At 43.3% G+C, this 24,553-nt stretch carries 26 protein-coding genes; 9 read left to right on the top strand and 17 right to left on the bottom strand.

Annotation, left to right across the window (positions count from 1 at the left end; translation table 11 throughout):
* Positions 1 to 290: 290 nt before the first annotated feature.
* On the bottom strand, positions 291 to 698 hold the full coding sequence (locus RQP50_RS05875; RefSeq protein WP_315743934.1) for an NUDIX hydrolase: 408 nt from the start codon (positions 696 to 698) through the stop codon (positions 291 to 293).
* 337 nt (positions 699 to 1,035) lie between these two features.
* Here RQP50_RS05875 and RQP50_RS05870 point away from each other — a divergent pair, with 337 nt between their 5' ends.
* The 5 genes from RQP50_RS05870 (at position 1,036) to RQP50_RS05850 (ending at position 5,274) form a co-directional block, all read left to right on the top strand.
* Positions 1,036 to 1,617 carry a TetR/AcrR family transcriptional regulator gene (locus tag RQP50_RS05870; RefSeq protein ID WP_315744598.1) on the top strand — a complete coding sequence of 194 codons (582 nt, stop codon included), beginning with the start codon at positions 1,036 to 1,038 and terminating at the stop codon, positions 1,615 to 1,617.
* A gap of 103 nt (positions 1,618 to 1,720) precedes the next feature.
* Positions 1,721 to 2,545 (top strand): transporter substrate-binding domain-containing protein, encoded by an 825-nt coding sequence (locus tag RQP50_RS05865; RefSeq protein WP_315743932.1) that lies wholly within the window; start codon positions 1,721 to 1,723, stop codon positions 2,543 to 2,545.
* Positions 2,546 to 2,568: 23 nt separating this feature from the next.
* The gene (locus tag RQP50_RS05860) at positions 2,569 to 3,213 is read left to right on the top strand and encodes an amino acid ABC transporter permease (RefSeq protein ID WP_072731935.1); all 645 of its coding nucleotides are present in this window, start codon (positions 2,569 to 2,571) and stop codon (positions 3,211 to 3,213) included.
* A 15-nt stretch (positions 3,214 to 3,228) separates the two neighbouring features.
* Complete coding sequence (locus RQP50_RS05855) at positions 3,229 to 3,990, top strand: amino acid ABC transporter ATP-binding protein (RefSeq protein ID WP_315743929.1); 762 nt, start codon at positions 3,229 to 3,231, stop codon at positions 3,988 to 3,990.
* Positions 3,991 to 4,059: 69 nt separating this feature from the next.
* Positions 4,060 to 5,274 (top strand): M24 family metallopeptidase, encoded by a 1,215-nt coding sequence (locus RQP50_RS05850; protein WP_315743927.1) that lies wholly within the window; start codon positions 4,060 to 4,062, stop codon positions 5,272 to 5,274.
* A gap of 209 nt (positions 5,275 to 5,483) precedes the next feature.
* Here the strand turns inward: RQP50_RS05850 and RQP50_RS05845 are convergent, their stop codons facing one another.
* Positions 5,484 to 6,530 carry an alpha/beta hydrolase gene (locus RQP50_RS05845; RefSeq protein ID WP_394358348.1) on the bottom strand — a complete coding sequence of 349 codons (1,047 nt, stop codon included), beginning with the start codon at positions 6,528 to 6,530 and terminating at the stop codon, positions 5,484 to 5,486.
* Between the two features lie 94 nt (positions 6,531 to 6,624).
* Here RQP50_RS05845 and RQP50_RS05840 point away from each other — a divergent pair, with 94 nt between their 5' ends.
* A complete protein-coding gene (locus RQP50_RS05840) occupies positions 6,625 to 7,227 on the top strand; it encodes a TetR/AcrR family transcriptional regulator (RefSeq protein WP_315743925.1) in 603 nt (200 codons plus the stop codon).
* Between the two features lie 153 nt (positions 7,228 to 7,380).
* Here RQP50_RS05840 and RQP50_RS05835 read toward each other — a convergent pair whose 3' ends face one another.
* Entirely contained in the window at positions 7,381 to 7,833 is a 453-nt protein-coding gene (locus RQP50_RS05835) for a hypothetical protein (RefSeq protein ID WP_315743923.1), read from the bottom strand.
* Between the two features lie 85 nt (positions 7,834 to 7,918).
* Positions 7,919 to 9,310 carry a TraB/GumN family protein gene (locus tag RQP50_RS05830; RefSeq protein WP_315743921.1) on the bottom strand — a complete coding sequence of 464 codons (1,392 nt, stop codon included), beginning with the start codon at positions 9,308 to 9,310 and terminating at the stop codon, positions 7,919 to 7,921.
* A 190-nt stretch (positions 9,311 to 9,500) separates the two neighbouring features.
* On the opposite strand from RQP50_RS05830, the gene RQP50_RS05825 reads away from it, so the two are divergent.
* From RQP50_RS05825 to RQP50_RS05815, 3 genes are all read left to right on the top strand, one after another.
* Positions 9,501 to 10,211 carry a LytR/AlgR family response regulator transcription factor gene (locus RQP50_RS05825; protein ID WP_315743919.1) on the top strand — a complete coding sequence of 237 codons (711 nt, stop codon included), beginning with the start codon at positions 9,501 to 9,503 and terminating at the stop codon, positions 10,209 to 10,211.
* Positions 10,208 to 11,509: a sensor histidine kinase gene (locus RQP50_RS05820; RefSeq protein WP_315743917.1), complete on the top strand. Its 1,302-nt coding sequence runs from the start codon at positions 10,208 to 10,210 to the stop codon at positions 11,507 to 11,509. The genes RQP50_RS05825 and RQP50_RS05820 overlap by 4 nt, the downstream gene beginning before the upstream one ends.
* Positions 11,510 to 11,668: 159 nt before the next feature.
* Entirely contained in the window at positions 11,669 to 12,292 is a 624-nt protein-coding gene (locus RQP50_RS05815) for a hypothetical protein (RefSeq protein WP_072731945.1), read from the top strand.
* A gap of 121 nt (positions 12,293 to 12,413) precedes the next feature.
* Here the strand turns inward: RQP50_RS05815 and RQP50_RS05810 are convergent, their stop codons facing one another.
* From RQP50_RS05810 to RQP50_RS05750, 13 genes are all read right to left on the bottom strand, one after another.
* Positions 12,414 to 13,268, bottom strand: a complete 855-nt coding sequence (locus RQP50_RS05810; protein WP_315743914.1) for a P-loop NTPase family protein — start codon at positions 13,266 to 13,268, stop codon at positions 12,414 to 12,416.
* 472 nt (positions 13,269 to 13,740) lie between these two features.
* A complete protein-coding gene (locus RQP50_RS05805; RefSeq protein ID WP_315743912.1) occupies positions 13,741 to 15,453 on the bottom strand; it encodes a DUF4179 domain-containing protein in 1,713 nt (570 codons plus the stop codon).
* Positions 15,419 to 16,000 (bottom strand): RNA polymerase sigma factor, encoded by a 582-nt coding sequence (locus RQP50_RS05800; RefSeq protein WP_072731950.1) that lies wholly within the window; start codon positions 15,998 to 16,000, stop codon positions 15,419 to 15,421. The genes RQP50_RS05805 and RQP50_RS05800 overlap by 35 nt, the downstream gene beginning before the upstream one ends.
* Before the next feature lie 214 nt (positions 16,001 to 16,214).
* Positions 16,215 to 16,586 carry a hypothetical protein gene (locus RQP50_RS05795; RefSeq protein WP_072731951.1) on the bottom strand — a complete coding sequence of 124 codons (372 nt, stop codon included), beginning with the start codon at positions 16,584 to 16,586 and terminating at the stop codon, positions 16,215 to 16,217.
* A gap of 136 nt (positions 16,587 to 16,722) precedes the next feature.
* Entirely contained in the window at positions 16,723 to 16,851 is a 129-nt protein-coding gene (locus tag RQP50_RS05790; protein ID WP_315743907.1) for a hypothetical protein, read from the bottom strand.
* A 549-nt stretch (positions 16,852 to 17,400) separates the two neighbouring features.
* Positions 17,401 to 17,649, bottom strand: a complete 249-nt coding sequence (locus tag RQP50_RS05785) for a hypothetical protein (RefSeq protein ID WP_315743905.1) — start codon at positions 17,647 to 17,649, stop codon at positions 17,401 to 17,403.
* A 131-nt stretch (positions 17,650 to 17,780) separates the two neighbouring features.
* Entirely contained in the window at positions 17,781 to 18,773 is a 993-nt protein-coding gene (locus RQP50_RS05780) for a serine hydrolase domain-containing protein (protein WP_174808533.1), read from the bottom strand.
* Positions 18,774 to 18,793: 20 nt separating this feature from the next.
* Positions 18,794 to 19,720, bottom strand: coding sequence for a DUF1266 domain-containing protein (locus RQP50_RS05775; RefSeq protein ID WP_315743901.1), 927 nt, complete (start codon positions 19,718 to 19,720; stop codon positions 18,794 to 18,796).
* Positions 19,721 to 19,958: 238 nt separating this feature from the next.
* Entirely contained in the window at positions 19,959 to 20,714 is a 756-nt protein-coding gene (locus tag RQP50_RS05770; RefSeq protein WP_315743899.1) for a tetratricopeptide repeat protein, read from the bottom strand.
* Between the two features lie 77 nt (positions 20,715 to 20,791).
* The gene (locus tag RQP50_RS05765) at positions 20,792 to 21,919 is read right to left on the bottom strand and encodes an ABC transporter permease subunit (protein ID WP_315743898.1); all 1,128 of its coding nucleotides are present in this window, start codon (positions 21,917 to 21,919) and stop codon (positions 20,792 to 20,794) included.
* Positions 21,919 to 22,788, bottom strand: coding sequence for an ABC transporter ATP-binding protein (locus RQP50_RS05760; RefSeq protein WP_315743896.1), 870 nt, complete (start codon positions 22,786 to 22,788; stop codon positions 21,919 to 21,921). The genes RQP50_RS05765 and RQP50_RS05760 overlap by 1 nt, the downstream gene beginning before the upstream one ends.
* Positions 22,760 to 23,641 carry a hypothetical protein gene (locus tag RQP50_RS05755; protein ID WP_315743894.1) on the bottom strand — a complete coding sequence of 294 codons (882 nt, stop codon included), beginning with the start codon at positions 23,639 to 23,641 and terminating at the stop codon, positions 22,760 to 22,762. The genes RQP50_RS05760 and RQP50_RS05755 overlap by 29 nt, the downstream gene beginning before the upstream one ends.
* Positions 23,613 to 24,191 carry an RNA polymerase sigma factor gene (locus RQP50_RS05750; RefSeq protein ID WP_315743892.1) on the bottom strand — a complete coding sequence of 193 codons (579 nt, stop codon included), beginning with the start codon at positions 24,189 to 24,191 and terminating at the stop codon, positions 23,613 to 23,615. The genes RQP50_RS05755 and RQP50_RS05750 overlap by 29 nt, the downstream gene beginning before the upstream one ends.
* Positions 24,192 to 24,553: the final 362 nt, after the last annotated feature.

Genomic DNA, 24,553 nt, shown 5'->3' with positions numbered 1-24,553 from the left:
TCAGTGGGATAGCCTCTTCCACCTCTCATTGAGTCATTATCCCTTTCAGTCAGGAGAACATGCATGTGTGCTGCGAAGCCAAAAAATGTGCGGTGAGGTTGCATTAGCGGAAATGCAGATCGCTCCGTACATTAGCTGCGTATGACCATCAATAGTACCAATCGATTAAGGCCGAGCACCTGCATGCTCGGCCTCTTTTTTTACTGCATATATGAGGCATACCTGTTACGATTCATAACCAAGATTTTTGTTAGCCGATATGCCAACACATCCTCGATCTATGTACAAAATTAAAACTCCACATAAAAAGGCTGCTGGGTAGAATCCAAGCATTTTTCAATCCGCTCGCGGAAGTTTTTCCACGTAACCATATTCAATGCTTCTTGCACTGGAAAATAACCCACCTCCAGCGCTTCCTCTGTCGTCGTTAGCTCACCGCCTACCTGCTTGGCAAGAAATAACGTATTGCAAATTCCGCCGGATACATTTTGATAAATGCCACAGAAGCGAACAATTTCAATATCGACTCCCGCTTCTTCCTTCGTCTCGCGAATGGCCGCTTGCGCTAGTGATTCTCCTTCTTCCACTTGACCACCCGGCATCTCCCACCCTCTTCGAGGGCCTCTAATTAACAAGATCTCATTATTTTCATTCACAATAATTGCTGCTGCGGATACGATATGCTTCGGTGGGTTCATCTCATTCGCTTCCTTTCCATGTTCTGCTGCGATCCTATATAACTGGGATTCAAGGCTATAACTGCCTACATCTCAAGCTATTATTACTCCACTTTTCCTATTATCCTGCTTGGAAAATAATAAAGTCAATTCCTGCGATATTCTCTTTCTCACCGTGATTTTTTCATTTTCCGACTATTCCAATTTGATTTAATCCTTGACACCAAGCCCATTCGAAAGTATAGTAATCGCATCGGAATTAAACTTAACTGACGAATCAGTTAAGAAGAGAGGGCGATGCAAACTGCCTAAGCTGCCTACCGTTCCAAATCAAGAACAAGATAGACGTCAGCAGCTCATGAACGCCGCACTCTATCTCTTCGCAAGCAAAGGATACCATTGTACGAAGATTTCGGATGTGGTGAAGTCCGCTGGTGTGTCACAAGGAACGTTCTATTGGTATTTTCATAGCAAGGAACAGATCATCCTAGAGTTAATTCACGATGGTAAGGAGAAACTAACCAACGTCATCGCTCAAGGCTATCGCAAGCATAGCGGCACAGTAGATGATATGGTGAGCTCATCCGCACGACTGCTGACCGAACTATTCACGTTCGCTGATCAGAACCGGAACTTGATGGCACTGCTTCTCATGAAGGGGCAAGGCGCTGATCCTGCAGTACGAGAGGCGGTCTCACAGACTTGGATCGCTTTCGAAGAAGCGTTCAAGCACAATATACAGCGGGCGACCGAGCTCGGCATGCTGCCGAACACGAATGATTTGTCGCTGCGCGCCAATATTCTCGTCTGCTTGATTACTGGAGTATTGTCCAAATGGCTCTTCGGGCCCATGCATGAGGTCGATTATCAATCCGGCTACTCACCAGCACAAATCGCTGAAGCCACGGCCACATTCGAATTTCGAGGGCTGCTCGGATAACTTCGCTCATAGCCATTTTCATAGACAGGTTCAGCACGAAATAGAGAACGTATTCTGCCATTCGTGCAGGGGAGATCTCTACATTTAAAAGGAGGCAACAACGATGTCAGTCCAACTGAAAAAATTTCTGAAAGCCACTACTCTGCTAACCGTTCTTGCAGTCGCACTTGTCGGATGCGGAAGCAAGTCATCATCTAATGCAGGTTCCACTAACGCGCTGGAACACATCAAGCAATCCGGAAAAATTAGAGTCGGGCTTATGGGTACCTATGCCCCATATAACTTCATCAATGACAAGCGCGAGGTCGATGGCTTCGATGCCGATATCGCCAAGGCGGTCGCTAAGCATATTGGCGTGGAAGTTGAGTTCATTACTGGTGAATTCTCGGGCTTGATCGAAGGATTGCAAAAAGATAAATACGATGCACTGGTCAGCCAAGTAACCATTACGGATGATCGCAAGCAGAAGATGGACTTCTCCACTCCGTATGTGAAAAATGCGGTAAATGTCATCGTCAAGAGTGGCAATACGTCCATTCAGAAGCTCGAAGACTTCAAAGACAAGAAGATTGGTGTCGGACTTGGAACCAATGACGAGAAGTATTTGCGTGATGTAGCTATGCCTAAGGTTGGAAACTTTGAAATTGCCACATATAACGACGTCATTACATCCTTGCAGGATTTGAATGTTGGCCGTATTGATGCGACGATTAACAATGTATTTGCACTCAAGCCGCTGATTGACAAAAATCATTTCGACGTGAAGGCAGTTGGAGAGCCAATTAAAGAGGATGTAGCAGGTATCGCGATTCGTAAAGATAACCCAGAGCTGTTAGCTGCCATTAATAAAGCACTAGAAGAAATGAAAGCAGACGGTACATTCAAAGAAATCTTCAAAAAATGGTTTGATGTAGAACCTAACATTTAAGCCAGTCCGGGAAGGTGCAAGAGATGGAACTCGTTATTCAAAACCTAGACTTTCTATTAAAAGGCGCTTACTACACACTGCTGATTACGATCGTATCCATGTTCTTTGGACTCCTCATCGGACTGGTTGTCGCCGTAGCTCGCTTAAAGGGAAATAAGTTCGTCCGCAATGTCGCAAGAATATATGTGTCCATCATTCGCGGAACGCCTGTATTGGTGCAAATCTTCATTATCTACTATGGACTACCCGACTTCGGGATCACACTCGGGCCGCTCAACGCGGCCTTTATTTCACTTAGTATCAACATCAGCGCTTACTTGTCCGAGACGTTCCGCGGTGCCATTCTTGCTGTATCCAGCGGACAGACAGAGGCTGCCCAATCCCTTGGGCTGACGCCATGGCAGACGATGTGGCGGGTTGTGCTGCCGCAGGCTGCTCGTGTAGCGATTCCCCCAATGGGCAATACGTTCATCGGCATGCTGAAGGAGACCTCGCTCGTATCGATCGTTACGGTAACCGAGCTGCTGCGCACCGCGCAATTGTTGATTGCGCAGTATTACGTGGCGATGCCATTTTTCATTGCGATTGCCATTATGTATTGGGTAATGAGCCTGAGCTTCTCCGCGATTCTGAACCGAATCGAAGCTCACTTGTCGAAAGCCTACTAAGGACGTGAGATCATCATGATTGAGGTAAAAAAACTAGGAAAAAGCTTCGGCGAACTGGTCGTGTTCCAAGATATTGATCTGCAAGTCCGTTCCGGTGAAATCGTCGTACTCGTCGGCCCCAGCGGATCTGGCAAAAGCACACTGCTGCGCTGCTTGAATGGCTTAGAGACTCCTGATTCCGGATCTATTCAGATCGGTGATGCGGTATGGAATGCTGCGCTGGACGCCTCTTCCAAGAAGAAAGCCGTACAGCGTATTCGCACATTAACCGGGATGGTGTTCCAGTCGTTCAACCTATTCCCTCATATGACCGTGTTGGAAAACGTCACGATGGCTCCGACCATTGTGAAGAAGATGAGCAAGGCTGATGCCGCAACAATTGGAGAGACACTTCTTGAAAAAGTAGGCCTCCTCCACAAAAAGGACGAGTATCCGTCCCGCCTGTCTGGGGGTCAGCAGCAGCGTGTCGCCATTGCTCGCGCACTCGCGATGCAGCCGCAAATTATGCTCTTCGATGAACCGACTTCTGCACTTGATCCCGAACTGACAGGCGAAGTGCTGGCGGTGATGAAGAAGCTGGCATCAGAAGGCATGACCATGATCATCGTGACACATGAGATGAAATTCGCAAGGGAAGTTGCGAATCGCGTCATCTTCATGAGCGACGGTGTTATTCAGGAGGAAGGAACTCCTGAGCAATTTTTCGATCAGCCTAAGACGGAGCGTGCCCGCAAGTTCTTGCGTCAGCTCGCCAGTGAACCAGACACGATCTCATAAGACGAGCAGAAGCTCGGAATGATCTGGTCGTTACGATAAGATAAGAATTCTGCAAAGGGAGTGTACAGCATGACGTTCGACAAAGCAGCGCATCTGGCCAGTGTCGCGGAACGGGCTCGTTCTATTATGGAAAGAGAGAACATAGAAGCGATTGTGGCATCAGGCTGCGAAAATTTCTATTACTTGTCTGGCCACCCCAGCACATTCATGTATACGCTGCGGATGAGCGAAGTCGCATTGGCCGTTATGTTCCGCGATCCATCGCGCCAGACGGTCATTATTATGAACGAGTTCGAAGCGGCTGGCGTTCCGAATGACCTTCCACAATGCGAGCTGCGAACGTACCCGACCTGGGTCGATGTCGATGATCCACTTGGCTTGCGGGGTGATAAGTATGAAGGCAGACGCCCCGTCAATCATCAAGTTCAGGAGATGTTCGGCCTGCTCCAACACGTGCTCGCTGATTACGGAGTAAGTAACGGCAAAATTGCTGTAGAGCTAGGCTCCATGAAGTACGCAGCTGCGCAAGCACTGCAAGAAGCCCTGCCGAATGTCGAACTGACGGAAGCCAGCGCGATCTTCACCGAACTGCGTATGCTCAAGACTCCATGGGAGGTTGAACAGCTCCGCCAGAGCTGCGCATATGCCGAGATCGGCATCACAGAAGCCAGCAAGGGCATTCACATCGGCAGCTCTGCAGCTGAGATCGCGGATGCGTTTCGGCTCGCGCTGCTGACTCATGCGAGCGGCTCGCCTTCCCGCTTCCATATGATATCTGTGGGTGACCATTTCGCACCTGCACATATTTTTGATACAAGACCTAGCCAAGCTGGAGAGGTTATTAAGTTCGATGTTGGTGTTGATGTTGCTGGCTACGGTTCGGACATCGCCCGTACCTTCGTGCTCGGCGAACCATCCGATACAGTAAAGCGCATCTACAACGCACTGCGAACTGGACATGATCATCTATTGAAGATCATCGAACCTGGTATGCCGATGGAGCATGCCTTCAACGATGCCATGTCTATTATCCGTCAATCTGGTCTGCCTACCTACAATCGCGGTCATTTAGGCCACAGTGCAGGTCTTAGCTTGGCAGCTGAAGAAGCTCCATTTCTAAGCCCATCCGAGAACACGATATTCCAGCCAGGCATGGTGATTTGCTTGGAGACCCCTTACTACGGCTACGGCATCGGATCAATCATGATCGAGGATATGGTGCTCATTACAGATAACGGAATCGAGCGGCTGAACACCTTATCCCGGGATCTGATAGCTCTGTAATTCAGTCAGGCCCAACGTGTGTGATACCAGCAGCTTGGCTGCATACCAATCAAGGTCAGGAACGCAGCAATCCGCTGTATCCTGACCTTTTTATATCCCTGCAATATATCCCTGCAATATATCCCTACATATCAACACCAATTGATCGATTAATCATAATTGCCCCATCTTTTGTAGCGTATGGTGCCGTTGCATATAGCATGTGATTCTTAGTTTTTTGTTGCGGTAGTCAATGACAGAACTTCCTTCGTAACGTCCACCACCAGCTGTGGTTCATCATTGATGACCATATGCCCGCTCTTCGTCGCCACAATCAGCTTGCTATTCGTTGAAATGTCCAGCATTCTCCGTTGGCCTGCCTGCCAGATTTCCTCAAGCTTCTTCGCGCCCTGTTCGGAAATGCCCGCATTTGAGAAAGGGTGTGGAATTCCTCGTGGAATCACTCTTACCGGCATACCTCCCAGCTTCTGTCCACGAATCACATCTTCCGTGCTCCCAAGCAGCTTCGCTTCCTCCTCAACGGCTTCGAAATAGCTTGGCTTCGCAATCACATTGATGAACTGCGAACGCTTTTCCTTTGCAACCAGCCCTTCCAGCAAGGAATCTTGGAACAGGCGCAGCACGCCTGAGCTCTTCATAAGTCCAAGTAAGAAAGCGGATGGCCTTTCTTGATTGGTTTCCTGCGCATAGATTGATGCTGTCTCCCGCATGTAATCTTCTGTTCTAGCGTCAATTAACACTAACCCGGTCACTTCTTCCCGATAGGTCTGAGCAAATAATCGTGCATACATGCCGCCTAAGGAATGCCCAACTAGGATGTAAGGCCCCTTAATTCCTTCTTTGTCGAGTGCTTCATGCAGTTCCCTCACTATATGTTCTCCTGTTCGTTCCGTACGTGCCTTCGTACTCCAGGCATAACCTGCACGATCATACGTCACGACAGTGGCAAATGGAGCAAGCTGTGCGGGGATGTCCCCCCAAGATAGACTCGTCTCCCCGCTTCCCGCTTCCATGATGATGGTAGGAACACCTTTCCGACTTTCGCCAGTACGCTGCAGATGAAGCTGGTAATTGCCAGAGTCAATCTGAATAAGCTTGCCCTGCATAGGGAAGGCTTGCTCTCCGAGCTTCGAAGCAATCATTTCATACACAAATCCTGAACCAATCAGAATGATGAGGAACAAAAAAGAAAACAATAACCCTTTTTTCCAACGTGCCTTCCCTTTGGTCGTGTTGCTTATGAGCTCGCTCGGCATGCCGTATCCCTTCCTTCTCTATTTATTTAGTACAATGTATTAAAAAGGAGTATACCATGCTGTATAAAAACGGTAAAGTGTGTATAATAGGGACATGCCAAAAATTGTTGATCATGAAAAACGAAAAAGACTTGTTGCCGAAGCGGCTATACGCGTCATTCAGCGCGAGGGGCTTGATCATGCAACCGTTCGAACGGTCGCGATAGAAGCAGGATTATCTGTTGGTTCCTTGCGTCATTATTTTTCTTCACAAGTTGAGCTATTTGCCTTTTGCATGAATATTTTCCGCGAGCAGGTGGAGGAACGGTTATCCACGCTTGTGCTCGATGATCGAATACTTCCCAGCCTGCTTCAGCTTCTGATGCAGTTCCTGCCTATCGACGAAGACCGAAGAACCGAAATGGAAGCATGGCTGTCCTTCACCTCCAAGACGATCACGCATACCGAGCTTCAGCACTTAAGCAATGAGTTGAACGATGGGATTTATTATGTTACCAAATACGTGATAGACCTGCTGCAGGAGAAGAAGTTGGCCAAGCCAGATCTCGACTATGAGATTGAAATTGAGAAATTATATGCGCTACTTGATGGGCTCGCCCTTCACCTCATCCTTCAGCCGCAGCGCTTGCAAGTCGAGCGTGTTGAGCGAATTCTGAATGAGCATCTTCAGTCATTGTGCATCAATCAAGCGAATTAATTTAGAGATGAATACGGATTGAAATGGGAATAAGCAGTAAATAAAGAACAGACCGATGCTCTCATCCTTTGAGGGCAATCGATCCGTTCTTTTTTGTTGAAGGATGCCTGTAAAGCAAAAGCAATCAGCACATCATGTCACCATATTGAATATTCACGATAATGATTCAATCAGAGGAGCGATATCTCTTACGAAGCTTCCTTCTTCCTTTTCCCTCATTACAAGAAGTGCCGTACACTCTTCATCATGATATTGAGCATGTTCATATGCAAATAATATATATTTATAGTCTTTGATTCCTTTATTTCTGGAAAGCACAACACAATGATAAGGAGGATACAACGTTTCCAAGAAAAATTGCTTAAGTTCTTCTTTCGATTTAGGTGCATACCATCGAATTTGTTTTTGCGGATCTGGCAACCAATCGAAAATCCATTCTGCACTAGTTAACACGGTTCTTTCTTCTATGAGCTCTGGTGACAAGCCGTAAATATATTCACCAAATAAAAGTTGGTCGTCTTCTGACAAAAAGGAATAGAGAACCGATGCTTCAAGATCCTTATTTTCATTAAAATCTACGATCATATAATCATCATAAACGATCATGATATCCCCCCGAATATCGTAGAAAAAGAGGCCTATCCTCGCCACCAGTCAGTGACATAAGGATAAGCCTCTCTATTCCACTATTCTATTTCACGAATTCTACTTGATACCCGTTCGCCTTCAACTGATCAACGACCATATCTTGGATCACGTAATGGCCTGCACCTACAACGACAAAGTGCGTCGCGGAGCCTTCTTTATCCAACAGCTCCATCAGCTTCTTCGCCATGTTCTTGTCGCGTTCGCCAAACAAGCGCTTTGCCGAATCAGTTTGTGTCATCTCTTCCGTGCTAATGAAGGATTTCGTGAACTGATCTAGATCCGCCTTCACCCACAGCTTCTGCCAAGATTGTAACAGCTCCATGGACTCATCCGGCTTGCCTGTCGGTGTCAGCACGTGATCCAATGCATCATTCAATTCCTTCTCTTGTGTCGCAGCTGGAACCTTACTGAAGACATCAGCTTGGAACTTTAAGCCTTCCAGCTCATGAATTGTCTTGCCAGTAAGCACTGCCGAATTGGTGAAGTAGGAATCAATGCCAAGCGCAGCAGCTTGCGCCATCTCTTCTGCGGCCCCAGTCATGCCAGCAAGCGTAAGGCTATTCGATACGGCCCATGGCTTGAAGCCGTCAAAGACATCCTTCGGCAGCTGCATTTGCTCCAATACCTGTTGCAGCTTCGCATAGGTTTCCTTCGAGACATGATCCTTCAATGTTGTACCGTCTGCATACGCCATCGATTGTGTGAAGTAGTCCATATCTTTGTTGCCTAGCAAATTAACTTCAACCCACAACGAATCTGCCTGCTTGAAAGCATCCCGCACACTCTTCTTCATCGGATACATTTCAGGAGTGCCGACATGAATCGATCCGAGCATGTAAAGTGTGTTTTGCCCTTTCGTTGCCTTCCACAGAAGCCCCTTCGCTCCACCGTCAACAGCATCATACGTGTACTCTACAAGACGGCTTGCCATAACAACCGCTTGCTCAACCGTACTTGGCTTGTCTAGATCAAGGCCTTTGCCTGTACCGTTAACGATCCCTTTCTTCTGGAAGAAAGCAACCGGCTCGTCCGTGCCAATGTTCATCGATTCTGGCAATTCGTATTGATCCAATACACCATATACTGCATTAATGACCGATTCTCTCGTAATGACTTTCTCGGTTGCTGGTACAGTGAACGTATTCTTTCTCTTTAATTCCAGTGCATCCAGCTTCGCAGAAGTTGCCTTCAAGAGTGCTTGGAACTTATCCGTTGATATTGGCTGTTGGAAAGTACCGTCTGTGTACCACGTCAGTGGGAAAATTCCGTACTTTTCTCCCTCATTCAGAACGCTGATCGACCAAGAACTTACTTGCGGAGCTTCGACCGGCGCTTGATTCGCCTGTGCCGGAATGACAAATCCGAGCATTGCAACTGAAGCAACTAGACCGCTGGCCAGACTACGTTTGATCTTATCCCATTTGCTAGTCTTCACCAAGATTCCCCCTTTATAGCATATATGTAGATCTACAAACCCTACCGATTATAGCGCTTAACCTATCAGAAGGCAATATTCTCCTAAGAGATTTGTAAACATAATATGAACTATCTATATGTAACAAAATTGTAGGCTTCCTAAAAATATTATAGAATCAAGTTATCAGGTTATTAATGGAGTGGCTGTAATGAACGTAGCAATATGTGATAATGATAGAAATGTTGCAAATGATATTGAGGATCTACTTTCAAACATGTCCGGAATGGAATTCTCCAGCGATGTGTATTATAGTGGCGCTGACTTGCTAAGATGCTTGCAGGCCGGGTCACATTATCATATTTATCTGCTTGATATTGAAATGCCTGGCCAAAATGGAATTGAAATTGCTTCGGTTATCCGGGAGCAGGATCGAAATGCGATCATTATCTTTATCACAGACCATAAAGAATATGTATATGAAGTTTTTGAAGTTTTGCCGTTTCGCTTTTTAAGAAAGCCTGTAACTACTCAAAAGTTGTCCCCCATCTTGCTGGACGCTGCGGAACACATCAAAGTGTCGAAGCAGCTATTCTTTTTTCAGATCGGGCATGACAAATACCAGCTTCGCTGCAGTGACATTCTTTATTTTGAAGGGGCAGGAAGAAGGGTAATTATCCATACCAATCGAGATACCTATGAGTTTTACGGAAAAATCGCGGACATCCTGTCTGGGCTGGATACGAATCTGTTTTGCCGGATTCACGCCTCATTCTTAGTGAATATGGAGTACATCCGCTCCATTAACAAAATGGCTATTCATTTGCAAAACGAAGCACAATTGCCGATCAGCAAGCGCTATCTGAACGAGGTGAAACAAGCACATCTGTCCTTCATAGAACGGAGAAGCGGCAATCCATGACTTATTTTCAGACAACTACCGATGCGATCATTTTTGGGCTTGAAGTCGTTCTTAGCATGATCGAGATTCTATTTATACTGCGTCTCTTTACCAAAGTGTTTGGAGAGGCTCGGATCAATCACATCAAGCTGTATGCAGCAGCCGCTATTGCAATGCTGGCTATAACATGCGGTTTGCGAATGATTCTGAATCCCGTCCGCCCTGCGGCGCTTCCACCCATCACCGTACTATGCAGTATGTTCTTTTTACTATGCTATCCGTCGAATCGCCAAAAAAAGGTGTTATATATTGGGATACTTTTAACGGTATCCTATTTCTGGATTCTATTATACGATTTGATCGTTACACCAATCGAAGATAAGAGCATTTGGCTAACACTTATTCTATGTCACGTAGGTTTTTATCTGTTATTGGAACTTATCCGAAAAACGGACAAAGGGAAACAGTGGTCTATCCCTTTTCATCTTTGGCTTTTACTTATGGCCATTACCGTAGCCAGTACGGCAGCGCTAGGCGTTATGGAATATTATATTTCTAACAGGGAGGATCCCTACTCGCTGACCGTGGAAATTCCAATTAGTCTCATATTTTTGTTCATTAACCTTTCGCTGTTTGTGGTTTTTGATAAATTCTCTACCCTAATGCATACAGAACGGGAGAACACCATGCTGGAACAGCAGGTGCAATTACAGCATAGGTATTACAAGGAACTAGAGGCCGCCCATCAGCAGGTTCGGGCACTGCATCATGATATGGGGAATTATATCCGAACTGCCGAGCAGCTGGCGGCAAAGCAGGACAACAACAACGAACTCATTGGCTTTTTAAACGCTGCATCCGGTCAGCTCAAAGAAATTGAAACCGTGATTTCAACCGGGAACCAATACTTGGATTCCATATTGAACATCAAAATCGCCGAAATGCTCCACGAGGGCGTATCCGTCGAGACAGATATTCATGTACCTTCTAGCTTAAAGCTGTCATTTGAACAAGCCGTCATTATCGTTGGGAATCTGATGGATAATGCGAGAGAGGCGTGCAGGGAATTACAGAGTGGGGAGCGTTGGGTTCGCATCAACCTGTCCTACATCAACCACACGCTATTCATCCGCATTGAGAATTCAGCGAGCCCCATTCAGAAATGGGACAACGGATTGCCTGTGTCTACGAAGAACGAACCGTTTTTCCATGGATTAGGATTAAAGAACGTGAAAAAAGCCGTGGATGAACTTGGCACCATGGATGTAGAAAGCTCAAACCATTCTTTCCTAGTTCGGATTGCTTTGTATGACAGGTAACCCAATTTTGACAAAAACCCCGTCGATTTTTTACAAGTGCATAATCTCAAAAGGATCGAGTGCTACAATCTGAATGGTTGCAGCACTCTTTTGTGTGCGAACGATTTTGTTTGTAGGTTATTGATTATTAGTTTGGCAAAAAAGGAACGGGGGATAACGATGCGTAACAAGAAAAATATACTCCTGATTGGCGGACTGGCGGCAGCATTGCTTCTGGGCGGTTGTTCATCAGGCATAATAACAAACCAGATTGTAGAAAGTGTCCAAGGTCTTGAGGAATTAGAAGATACAGCCAATTTCGTGAATGAGACCGTACAAAACGCTGTCTGGGACGAAGTCGCTACAGAGATTGAGGATGATGAAGATGTGCAAAATATAGAATGGGACGATGTCAAGGATCGTATGGCACAAAAAAAACAGAAAATAGAAGTTCACTCCATTACCGATGGCAGTCGATTGCATACGATCACAGACAATAAGCAAATCTTCGAATTTACAAAAAACCTCCATATTGAGCGTTGGAAATACCTTCGTTCCATCCCGGAAGATGCGAAGGACTTGCTTGTCTATGTAACGTGGTCGGAAAAGACGAAAACCGTGTTTGGCAACAATACGGGGGAACTTTACGAAACCAGCCGAAACACGTTATACAAAAATAAGGATGGATACTATATGGTAATGGAACCTCTACCTTCCCTTGCCCCCATCCGTAAGTTCTACTCTAAAGTGCCTGTGAATGTGGCAGAATATCTACTCTCTCTGGCAGAGGCGGACAATAAATAACGGACGCTGTTAGACTGACCTGAGAAGCTGGAACAGCGACAGCTTAGGACGAGAAAATAAAGTCCTAGACTGTCGCTGTTCCATTGCGTTAACGTGTCCCGTTTAGTGTAATAGATTCTCGTTAGTTTGTTGCGTCAAAATATTCTGATAAAATCCCCACTAAAACTTGCTTATAATCGTTAATATGATAGGAAGAGTTGTCCACTTTTTTCTTAGCTATATGTAAGCCATTAAATATTTCTTCTTCTAATTCCCTTCTTGCCTTAAGAACCTGCAGAGTTCCTTCTAACCCTTTGTAACTCTGCTTTTTTCCATACCCTTGGCTTGTATAATATTCTATAAATCCCTCTGACCATTCTTGAGGTCTTTCTTTTACAGCCTTTCTGAAAGAAAGTTCAAAATCGTTCTGTTCTACGTAAATCAACAATGGATTCAGTTGCTCCACAATTGTTGCCAGTTCTATGACATAACTTATAACGTCTTCCTTCTTTGCGGCATATTTAATCATCCCCATAGTTACAGGATTTTGTATAAAACAACAATCAAAAACAAAGGTGTCTGTACCATTCAAAACACTCTCCGTAAACTTCTTCCATTTCTCTGTTATCAGTTTCCTGTTCAGATCTAGTGACAATTCATACACATCATTTTTGAAAACTGCATGTAGCAATTCATCTGGAAAACGTGAATCGTATTCGTTTTTTACTTTCCGATATTCTAGGAAGTAATTGTTACCATCTTTAATCATACGATTACTCAACAAATCTTTGAACTTTTCGTGGGTACTCAATAATTCATCGAATTCATTTTTCTTAAAAAAGGCGACTCCGTCATAATCAGCAGGATGATCTTGATTTCCTTCTAAAAACAGCTGAGATTTAATGTTCATTTCCGTAAGAATTTCATGAACTAGTTCAGCAGTTGTTGTTTTCCCGGATCCTGGCAACCCCTCAATCAAGACTAACTTCGATCTCATAATATAGTTCCTCCATTCGTTATTAGGAGGATAAGCAGGTAAGAATCAATAGAGATGCGGTTTCCCGCGAAAATAAAAGCGGATACCATCAGGTATCCGCAGAATGGGTTTATGATATACCTTTCCCTGCATACCCTGTAAGATTAAAGAAAAGCATGCCAAATAAAATAGTATAGTCACTATTACAGGCATCTTTTCGAATTGTTAATCTTTACAGAGTAATCAACATGATAAGGTTTAATGCTCCTTTGTTTGCATCTCTATTGTTCAGATTAACATTACGCATAGATAAATACAAGTAGGGGCTTTTCATACGAACCTACCGATTAGCTTAACAAAAAGAGCAGACTATCGTCGCCTGCTCAATAAAGTGTGTTAGTCAACTATCGTACCCGTTAGAGTAACCATACAAGGTCATATAAAAAAAGTTAAACTGTTTTTATAGTACAATACAAGGCTTAACAGCAGTGAGCTAGTCCTCTTGTGTGCAAGCAGGCAAAAGAATACTCCACTCCAAGCCGGTAAATAATTTATCAGTAACTTTTCGTGTAAGTGTGAGCTGCTTCGGTATATGCTGCATGCCATCAACGAGGGCGAATGGTGACTCCTCAGGTCTTCCTCCTTCTAATGTAAGTGTCATGCGGTCGTCTTCAACGTTCTTGTAATGCATCTCACCAGTCCCATTGATATATAGTGTATAAGCTTGACCTGCTTCATCCGTTGCTACCCATTGATCATACCTAAAGTTATTACGAAATACGCCAGATACGATTAGTTTCAACGAAGTCCCTTTGCCCTGTTCTAAAAAAGGCCGTGAATCTGCAAATCCATCTACTTTCATCACTGCGAGTACATCTCCCTGCGCCTTCATAGTAACGGGATGTGATGATAATTGCTTCATATTGACCGTAACCGATTCCGAAGAATGTACGGGAAGGTTGTAATTCTTCACAACGATTCGAGCCGGATCAGGCACGTTGTCCCTAATGTTATACATCGTATATATACAGGTGATTAAATCAGACGAATCCTTGTTGTCATTACGACAGTACATATTGTCTAGAGTGCTGCGATAATCCTCATCCTTATCGTTGGCCGCATAATTCACTCTACCAAGCTTATTCCCATGTTGATCCTCCAAGTAAAAACCTAACTGGTGGTAGTCATTCATATGAATGGGATCTGATGGAGGTACCGCAGCTGGAGAAATCCTGGTTTGAAATTCAATTTGGTATGCGCTGGCATGATAAATTAATTTCGTAGCTGCAATCTGTGTGCCATCTGGCGCTATATATTTCGCGTCATGTAGTGGAATCATTTGAAACTGCTTCCTCGCTAATTTGATGTCGATCTCCATGGAAAAACGCCAATTTCCTTGCAGAAAATTATAGAATTCAGGTTTCTCCGAAGTGTGGCCAATATAGTCAATGTTGCCGTTCATGTGAATGATATCCGTTTCTGGGGTGTTGACGAAGCTTATTTTCGCAATAGAATACCCAGAATTAACATATCCATTCTCTTTTAACTCAGGTAAAAAATCATGTCCTGTCACACGCGCACCTATTGACTTCCCATTCGCATCCGTAAATGCAATCAAATCCGCATTAAACATATCGTTGACCACTTTTCCACTTGGATCGGTTAGACGATACGCAATGAGTGCTCGGACCGTATCGACAACGACTTCCTTGATCTCAAGCGTATATCCTTTGTCACTCACCTTAATATTTGCAAAGTGATGAATGCCTAAATTCTCCGAGTGCAACAAGCTTACATCGACAGTATCCGTCGTGCTGAACAAAGATTTAATCCAATTCGCAATCGTCGGCTGCGCGAAACTCATGGAGAGGAGAACCAGCAGTAATCCTGCGGCAGTAACCAGTGGCCAACGAATACGCAGCTTCCGACGGAACCACCCGCTGTAATTCTCACCATCTTCTGAAATTTGTTGCTCCTCTATAGAAGCGCTGTCAGTAGAGAGAATACCAGCCATGACCTGCGCGGTGAAATCCTCGTCAGGTTGTGCATGAAATAGTGCGTCCTTCAACATCTGGCCTTCCTCAATACATGCCTCCAACCGAAGGCGACATGCTATACATCCTTCGATATGTTCCATCACAGTACCCAGTTGTTTCTGGATCATTAACTCCTCAATACGTTCTTGATTGATGCAATTCTGTGCCACATGCATACGCTCCTTTCTGCTCGATGAGGCGTTTTAGTGATTGTTTACCACGGTACAATGCATTTTTGACTTGATGCATGTTCAACCCTGTTACAGCGCACATTTCTTCATAAGTAAGCTCTTCGGTATAGCGCAATAATAAGACCAGCCGTTGTATATCGGATAATTGCAACATCAGGCGATGAATGTCTGCTTCGGACTCAGCTTTCAAGTAGATATGTTCTGGCGTATCCACTTCTATGAAATTATCTGTATCCAGTTCAATCAGGGTCAATGCTTTACGCTTAAATTTATCCTGGAATGTGCGAACAACAATGGTATATAGCCATGCGGCAAAGCTCTTGCCTGATTCATGTGACCCCAGATTACGGTATGCTTTCATGAAGGCCTCTTGGGCGGTATCTTGTGCATCCTCGTGGGTCGCACCCATCCCGACTAAGATCCCATACACTTTCTGTTTGTATTTGTTGACCAAATCAGCGAACCGTTCGGGCTTACCATGAAGAATAAGGGTGATGATATCATCATCTGTCTGATTGCAGCTCATAACTTTCTCCTTCCTCATAAAGTTGGTACATCTATATAGACGAGTATTATGTTCTGTTTTTCTCACCTATTTGAAATTCGAGGTAATTCCTCATTATTCCATTACCATTATCCTGCCGGTTAGCGCAACGTGGCTGCCGATCCATGACGGCAGCCACGTTTTAGTTATTTATTAAGCTATCGTGTCCCGTTAACTTAGAGGTGCTTCGTTGATATTACGAGTTATTAGTGGAAAGTTCGTCAATCGCTTGAACAGCTAGTTCTAACGCTTTAATTCTTCTTTCCAGGAGTGTTCTTTGGGGACTACCAGTCTTTGACTTAGCATAACTGTTTTCAATTGATGGAAATAAACCAGTAATAACATTGCGAGCTTCTGCTAAATCTCCCTGGGTATAATGATGGGGGCTTTGATTCCAAACGTTTTCTAGCAAAGCTAAGCCGATGTAAATAGCTCTGAGCCGTTTCTTCACTAGAGTAGTACTTGCACCATTTTGAGTCATCTGGGACAAGGCATTCTCTAGTTTACTGATTGTCGATTGCAAAGATTTTATTGATTCCTGCTTGTCTACATTTGATACGTGTTCCATGTTAGAATAGTCCTTTCTTCATACCTTTTCGAAGTAAACTGCCCGTTAGTAAAACAAAGGCATCCGATCATTATGACCGGCTGCCTTCGTGTCTGTATTCAACTATCGTTCTCCGTTAGTTCAACGTAGAAACAAGTTACTCATTCACTTGTTCATTCGCTTCTGACCATTTACTAAACCCTTCTGTCCAATTATCTTTGTCAATTTCATATTCACTAATATAAAAAGCATCTAAATAATCCCTAAGACCTGGCTCATCATACATCTTCCCCGACCTCTTAAGAATGTTGAACTAAAAATATAGTTTTCATATTCTTTTCACCTCTGAAGATGAATTCGGCGAAATCATTAAACTATCCTGCCCGTCAGCTCAACCGATTGGAGTTATCGGTCTAACTGATCTAAACCTAATTGACCAATTAGATCGTCTCCATTTTGAATCTTAAATACAGAGCGTTTAATATTATAGATCCAACCACTTCTTATGGCATGTTGAATTAACTTTGCACAAACAATCGGTTGACAAAGATTCGTTGCCCAGTTGATTTTCCAAGAAAATAATATTAAGAAATACGATGTTTTCGTCTCGGACGGGTATATTTTAAAACTAATGAAGTCCTTTTCAGATCTTTGGTCGATTACGCAAAGAAACTCATAATTGTTGACTACAATCTTCTTAACTTCTTTCGCAAAAAGCTTCATAAGGTTAGGTCTCCTAAATAAACAATAAATGATTATTAATTCTACAGATAGACCAATTCCCCTATCACATTGCTTAACATTTCCCAAGCTAAACTGCCCGTTAGCTTAATGATTAATTTGACTCGTCTTTATAATGAAAATGTTCGTGATGAATAGCATCCATTCCAACTAACTTTCCACTCTTTTTATGGAAATACGAAAAGTCTTTATTTATCGGCATCCGAAGTAGCTGATAATTATTATCTCTGGGCATGGCTTCAATTTGGTTAATAGCTAATTCGCGTGTTGTAAATAGTCCAACTGGAAAGAAATTAGGGAATGGCTTTGAACTATCGGCTAAATATCCCCCAAACCCGTCCACCTTACATACTCAATAGTTATACTAAAGTACCCGTGAGTTGAATGACAAATATTTATCTGCTTTACAACTTAAAGCGAAGAAATCGCTGGCTGTTTTTGCGCAGAATAATTATTTCCCTATGATTTAGTCATTTATTTAACCATCGACTTAACAATGTATTCGCGTACAAAATCCAAAGGTCTGATGGTATTGTCCAATGTGCTTGTAAACACGACTACCGTTTGCAAACTTGGAATGATAATAATAAATTGTCCGTTTCTCCCCATTGCAAAGTACATCCTGTTGTTCAAAGAAAAATCATCCTGATTAGTATCTAGCTTTGCTACCCACCAATGAGAAGCATAATAACCAATATTTTCATAGGTTAACAAGTAAGGCTCCGTAGATTTCTTAATCCATTCCGCAGATACAATTCTCTTGCCCTTCCATATACCATCTTGCAAGTAAAGCTGACCGAACTTAGCTAAATTATACGGATGTAACCTTAGACCATCAGAGCCATAACTAATGCCTTTCGCATCCTCAAACCAATGGTAATCCCCGTCTATGCCTAAAGGTGTAAACAAATACTGCTCTGCAAATGCCGAAGTCTTCATGCCGGTGGCTTTGGTTAAAATAGCGGAAAGCACATGGGAACATCCCGAATTGTAGTTCATTCGTTTTCCCGGATCATCTACTAACTCCCTGTCAAATACAAACTTTACTACATCGTGGGTAAACATAGGGGGCATATAGTTCCATTCACCGAACTCCGGCCAATCCAACCCAACGCTCATCGTCAGTAGATGCTCAATAGTAATGTCTTTCTTGCGTATATCTGCTTGATTGTTTACGATATCAGGAAAATAATGCTCCATGGTGATATTAACCGAAGGTATAAATCCTTCCTCTATCGCTATCCCAATTAATATGGAAATAATACTTTTGGTACATGAATTAATCCGCTGAAGGTTGTCTCTAATCTTATTGTTTTTGTAATACTGATAGATTAATGTACCTTCCTTTAGAATCAAACAGCTCTTAACTTTCGTTTTCTTTACAGCTTTTCCGAACTTCTCTATGTATTCCTGATCCATATTATACTGATCCGGCGTGGAAATGGGCCACGAATTTTTGTTTTGCAACTAATCGAATCCTTTCATAATTACCAGTCTTTGTTCAATGGAAGATGAAAGTCTAAGCTATATGGGCCGTTTTCTAATTTTAATAACATTTCATGAATATCTTTGCGTTCTCTTGCATCATTCGTTTTTCCATTCAAGTCCTCTTTAGACCAAAAACTATATCCAAGCAAGTAGCTCTGCCCCATTTCATCAAAACTCGAATAAACTCTTTGCAGTATTTCTGCAGCTTGTAAACATAGATCCAATGCTTCTTCTTTCGTATAGATACCTGCAATATAGCACATGGAAGCCACATGGATAAGTCTAACTAAATCCCAAGCCAAAACCCCTTTATCGCCCATTTTTTCTTTTATAACATGACACAATTCATATCTAAATGGGTCTGCTACTTCTTTGGATTTTTTTAATTCTTCTATGTACTGTACATTCGTCTTGCCGGAAAATAATAATTCCATAACTTCATCTGCTTCTTCTCTGGATTCAATTCCCCAATCTGCTGCTAAAATAGAAAATTGCTCTTCTTTAGCCCCTTCGGTAGGAACCACTCCGCCAAACACTCCCAAATCCCTCCAAGTTGCTACAGCAAAAATAGCATATGCCGCATTAAACCATTTAATTGTCTCACTTGTTTCTTTATTGCTTAAAAGTGGCCTCCATTCTTGTTCAAACAATTTTTCAAGCTTTTCTACACCCCTGCCTAATAAAGACTTTGTTAAATCTAATCTCCATTCTTCTCCATCGGCACTTTTGTATAATATGACAAAGCTTTTTTCGCATAATCTGTAAGGCTCTGCGATGAAGATATTAATTATATTCTCGAAGTTTACTTTTTCGCTACTTCTTGGATTTTGAAAATAGAAACCGTCATTGTAGGCGATAAAAATGATAGGTTTCTTAAAAAATCTTTTACGCTCTAATTTAAATATCTCTTTGCTGATTACACTCACCAATTCGTCATCTCCTTTTAAACACCCTGTTTTCCTTTATTATATATATTGGATTGTCAACAGTAAATTTCAGACAGGAAAAGACTTCTTGGTGATACGGATACATCGTACTTCTCCAAATGGTAACGTATCGCAAATGGTGGAATTGAAGCAATGCCAGCCCAAAATGAGGATTGCTAATAATCAACAAAAAATGGGCTATCATCTTATGTGTAGCCCATCAAATCAACTTTTCTTTTTATTCTTGGTACTCTGGGTGATTGTGTCGTTTACATCCGAACAAGTAACAGCCCGAGCTCATTGAAGTGTTAAATTCCATCGAGGGAATAAATCCTAATGAAATTTTCTCAAACATATGCTCATATTCTTTTTTCTCATCAAGCAATTGCTTGATGTGCTCTTCTTTCTCCCTTTCTGTCCAATCCTCGTCACAATCATCTTTATGAGCTTCTTTTATTTCCTCAATTTTTTGTTGAATTACTTCATTCAAGATGTCACGAGCTCGATTTTCATTTTGGGTTTTACATAAAGCGTATACGAATCTACTAACCCAGTCTGGTGTTTTCCAATACTGTCCCCAACCTTTGTAAAACCAATAAATAGACTCATTGAAACAGCCTAATTCAAGATATAACTCTGCAACTTCTACATCACCGACAAAATCATCATCATCTTCAGAAAATACATCTAATTTCTTCTTCGCTTCAATTTTTCTCCCAAGCTCGATTAAGCACTTAACATGACTGTACATTGCATAATCAGAATTTCGGGAACATTGAAGGAAAAAGTCTGAAGCTTCTTGTATTTGTCCAAGATGATATTTGGCAATAGCCAAATTGTTATAAGCTTCATTTGAAGGGTGTATGATCAAAGATTGGTTCAAGGCATCTGCGGCCTGTTGCCACATTTCCTTCTCAACATAAATTTCCCCCAAAATATTGTAAGAAAAATGAGATGAAGGATTTAATTCAATAGCTTTTTGATTGGCACTCAACGAATGTTTTCCCCTTTATAATCATCATTTTCCTTGTTCAACAGCCCTCAAGACCTAGCCAACATCCTCTGTCACCACTACCATGCTTGCCGACGTCGGAATAACAAGGTTGTTCCCCATACAAAGACGGCCGTCACTGCCAAAAGAGCTGCTAATGCAGCTATCGGATATAGGATAGGCTCCCCAAAGAGATTAACTGTACGGAAACTGTTGAAAAGATGTGTAACCCGGATAAACTGACTGTAGCCGAATGTCACCATCCATTCGATAATCGGATAACGAATATTACGAACATCCAATAGTAGATAGGGAATTCCAAGTACGCCCCCCGCTAGCAACATCGTGACCAACGATGAACGGCTAAGTGAGGAAATAAACGTCACGGCAATCGCAAATGCTGCACAGCCAATGGTTTGCACCCCTAATTGAATAAAATAGTACTCTAACACGGTGAATGAATACGGATATTCTGCAAAAGGACGTGTGTCTCCATACCTTCTCATACTATCAAGAGGTGTGGTGGCTCCATCCAAGTTGCCAAACAACAAGGCCGTTACCCCCATATTGATCAGCTGAAATACCAGGACACACAACAAGGTGTACAGAATAGCTGCTAAGCATTTTGCATGAATAAGCTTGCTTCGCCCATGTCTGCTGCTTAAGAGCAAGCTGTCCATCCTCCTAGTATATTCTTCTGAATAGATTGGAGAAAGTCCGATGAGAAGCATGGCTCCCATGAAGGCAACACCAAATTGATCGACCATATAGATCAATTCGCCCCATGGCATATTATAGTATAATTGAGCGGTTGGCGGCCCTTGCTCCGACAGTAGTTTTTCTTGTAATTTGTTTTGTTTATATTCGTATGAGTCAGGCTTGCTTAGCATGAGCCGCATGTCGATATCGATCAGTTTCTGTTCATATTTATGCAGCATATTGGGTATTCCTGAGATATCCTCCATAATACTTTTTTCTTGAATCGGCAGCTGATGCCAGTTGCTCCTCTTGTATCTTTCATCCACCCGCTGAATATCTTCTGCTGTAATCTCACGCGCATATGAGCGGTATTCTTTTGACCCATCTTGATAATATTCAGCATGAAATGCAATAACCACCGTATAGATAGCTGCAATTAATAGACCAACAACAAATACGCTCTTGCGCCATACGATCTTCAACAGCTCGTACCTCAATAACTGTCTCATTACATAATCTCCTCATTAAAATAATGAAAATATAGGTCTTCCAATCCTGCCGTCACTGGCTGAGCTGTCAGCAGCGGCTTGTCTGGAGACAGGATACGAACCTCAACCCCACTGTCACGGCGAAGGATATTGACTATCTTGTAACGCTGTTTCAAGACGGGGAGCTGATTTTCATCAACCGTGACCTTCCATACCGATTCCTTCAATTCTTTTAATAAAGAGACGAGCCTATCTTGCTTGAGCAGGTATCCTTGTTTCATAAGCAGCACATCTTTGGCAACGTACTCGATATCCGACACAATATGAGTTGATAACAGGATGATCCGATTTGCGGACATTTCCGATAATATATTGCGAAAACGAATTCGTTCTGTTGGATCAAGTCCGGCAGTAGGCTCGTCCAGGATGAGCACCTTCGGATCATTCAATAATGCTTGCGCTATACCGAGCCGCTGCCGCATACCTCCGGAGTAGGATTTTATTTTAGAGTCTGCTTCATAACCAAGACCGACCAGTTGAAGAACTTCCTCGACCTTTGTAGCTGCAGCCCTTTTTTCAAGCCCTTTTAACGCCGCAATGTACATGAGAAATCGTCGCCCAGTGAACTGCCTGTAGTATCCAAATTGCTGGGGCAAATAGCCGAGGACATCCCGATAACGCTCTTCCATCGTTCGTATATCCTGCCCATTCAACCGAATCATGCCGCTAGTTGGACGCAGAATATCCGCAAGCATGCGCAGCAATGTTGTCTTTCCCGCTCCATTCGGGCCCAGCAAGCCATATACACCGCAGCTTAATTCAGCAGTAAATTGATTGACGGCAACAAGCTCTTTGAATTGTTTAGAAATATTCTGAATCGTTAGCTCCATAGCTTAAGCTTCCTTCCGCAATAAAGGTGTGATTTCGCAGCAGCTTCCACCCTTGTCTGAATAGAAGATACACTGCACCTGCATTAACCAAAATCGTAATGAGTATATGTAAATCCATCATGCGCGTTAGCATATCCGGACGTGTGAGTAAGATCATTCCGACAGCCATCCATATGCTTATTGTCACCATCGAACTGACGGTACATCGGATACGCATAGCCAGCCATAGAGATGAGCTAGCAACGATGATAAACGGTGTAAACCAAGTCCACGTTAGACCCCAAAATGAAATATCGCCACGAACAAGATATACTAGGCCAGATAAGCAGGTGTTCAGAATAAGACTATTCATTACGATAAAAAGCAGACGCGATAGCATTAGCTCCTGTGCAGAAACTTTGCAGGCCAGCTCCATTTCCAGAACCCCCTGCTCCCTTCCCTTGAACACTTCTAATAACCCAATCACGAACGGAAGCGGTGAAAAAAGAATGACTACGATAGCAGGCATCTGCTGAACAGTCACACCCATCCATCCCCCTGCCCCGAACAAAATAAGACAACTTATCCAGTACAGCTTACTGAACATGCCAATATCAGCAGCAGCTATCTTCCACAGGTTGATCCATCGTCGCCAATAGCTCATCATTGATACTTCCCGCGGGTTTTCGCTTATATCAGGGACATATTGTCGCAGTACGTCAATGGTAGTATTGATTCGCTGTTCCTCGGGCAGTTCCACACGGTATTGCTGTAATACCGATTCAAGCATCCACAGCTCTGCATCAAGATCGTCCGCTTTCTCCATGTCCTCCTCCCAAACTGACTTACCCTTGTTTTCTCTCCGCTTGCTCATCGCTCGATTCCTCCTCTCCTAGCAGCATTTTCTTCAGCCTTGAAATTCCCGAACGAATACGAGATTTAATGGTCGATTCATTTGCTCCCGTCACATCCGCAATCTCTCGTATCTTAAGCCCATGATAATAATTGAGAATGATAGCATCTCGCTGATGTTCCGGCAGAGCGAGCACAGCCTGCTTCGCTTGTTCCTGCTGGTCATGCAACTGGAATAAGTCCCATACGTTGCTATGAGCATCCGGAATCGTCTCGTCCAGTTCAGCTTGGACATGCGAGTTACGATACTGTTTGCTGCGGTAGTAGTCTAGACAGTGATTAACAGCAATTTTCAGCAGCCAATGTTCGAACTTGCCATGGCTCTGATAGCTGGGCAGCGATTGCATCATCTTGATGAATACTTCTTGCGTCAGATCATATGCAGTATGATGGTTCCCGATCTTGCGATAGATGTATGAGAAGATCATCGCGTAATGCCGCTTGACCAGCATCTCCATTGCAGCTTGGCTGCCGCTTCGTATTTCTGTAATTAGCTCCTCATCGGAAAGCACAGTACTCCCCCCCTCATCTCTATTAACGATATGAATCATCAAAAAGACGATGTTCAGTAAAAATATTTTAAATTACAAAAAAAAACCGACTCCCTAATAGAGAATCGGCGAAAATCATCGTATCTAATAATTCTCCAGTATTTCAGTGTGCCGGACAGAGCATACATCAGTGGCTCGATGGCAACGTCCTTGCAACCTCCTACTGCTGCATCTGCACAAGCTGCTCCTAGCTCCCACATGTCTTCACTCTGTGCAGTCTCCTAGCATTGTAAACCAATCAAGAGCAGTGAAAATGATGTACGTTACTGAGAATTATGCTAAAATCATGAACACATAGACTACGACAACATTAATAGAAAGGC

This window comes from Paenibacillus suaedae (genome assembly GCF_032337355.1).
Lineage (GTDB): Bacteria > Bacillota > Bacilli > Paenibacillales > Paenibacillaceae > Paenibacillus_B > Paenibacillus_B suaedae.
Note: the sequence above shows the minus strand (reverse complement) of the source record. Positions and strands in the feature narration are given on the sequence as shown.

Coding starts and splice junctions, on each gene's coding strand:
- RQP50_RS05850 (WP_315743927.1), top strand. CDS start 4,060: ATGACGTTCGACAAAGCAGCGCATCTGGCCAGTGTCGCGGAACGGGCT.
- RQP50_RS05825 (WP_315743919.1), top strand. CDS start 9,501: ATGAACGTAGCAATATGTGATAATGATAGAAATGTTGCAAATGATATT.
- RQP50_RS05855 (WP_315743929.1), top strand. CDS start 3,229: ATGATTGAGGTAAAAAAACTAGGAAAAAGCTTCGGCGAACTGGTCGTG.
- RQP50_RS05810 (WP_315743914.1), bottom strand. CDS start 13,268: ATGAGATCGAAGTTAGTCTTGATTGAGGGGTTGCCAGGATCCGGGAAA.
- RQP50_RS05800 (WP_072731950.1), bottom strand. CDS start 16,000: ATGAGCTGCAATCAGACAGATGATGATATCATCACCCTTATTCTTCAT.
- RQP50_RS05760 (WP_315743896.1), bottom strand. CDS start 22,788: ATGGAGCTAACGATTCAGAATATTTCTAAACAATTCAAAGAGCTTGTT.
- RQP50_RS05840 (WP_315743925.1), top strand. CDS start 6,625: ATGCCAAAAATTGTTGATCATGAAAAACGAAAAAGACTTGTTGCCGAA.
- RQP50_RS05835 (WP_315743923.1), bottom strand. CDS start 7,833: ATGATCGTTTATGATGATTATATGATCGTAGATTTTAATGAAAATAAG.
- RQP50_RS05790 (WP_315743907.1), bottom strand. CDS start 16,851: ATGTATGATGAGCCAGGTCTTAGGGATTATTTAGATGCTTTTTATATT.
- RQP50_RS05815 (WP_072731945.1), top strand. CDS start 11,669: ATGCGTAACAAGAAAAATATACTCCTGATTGGCGGACTGGCGGCAGCA.
- RQP50_RS05870 (WP_315744598.1), top strand. CDS start 1,036: ATGAACGCCGCACTCTATCTCTTCGCAAGCAAAGGATACCATTGTACG.
- RQP50_RS05860 (WP_072731935.1), top strand. CDS start 2,569: ATGGAACTCGTTATTCAAAACCTAGACTTTCTATTAAAAGGCGCTTAC.
- RQP50_RS05765 (WP_315743898.1), bottom strand. CDS start 21,919: ATGAGACAGTTATTGAGGTACGAGCTGTTGAAGATCGTATGGCGCAAG.
- RQP50_RS05845 (WP_394358348.1), bottom strand. CDS start 6,530: ATGCCGAGCGAGCTCATAAGCAACACGACCAAAGGGAAGGCACGTTGG.
- RQP50_RS05755 (WP_315743894.1), bottom strand. CDS start 23,641: ATGAGCAAGCGGAGAGAAAACAAGGGTAAGTCAGTTTGGGAGGAGGAC.
- RQP50_RS05820 (WP_315743917.1), top strand. CDS start 10,208: ATGACTTATTTTCAGACAACTACCGATGCGATCATTTTTGGGCTTGAA.
- RQP50_RS05875 (WP_315743934.1), bottom strand. CDS start 698: ATGAACCCACCGAAGCATATCGTATCCGCAGCAGCAATTATTGTGAAT.
- RQP50_RS05865 (WP_315743932.1), top strand. CDS start 1,721: ATGTCAGTCCAACTGAAAAAATTTCTGAAAGCCACTACTCTGCTAACC.
- RQP50_RS05795 (WP_072731951.1), bottom strand. CDS start 16,586: ATGGAACACGTATCAAATGTAGACAAGCAGGAATCAATAAAATCTTTG.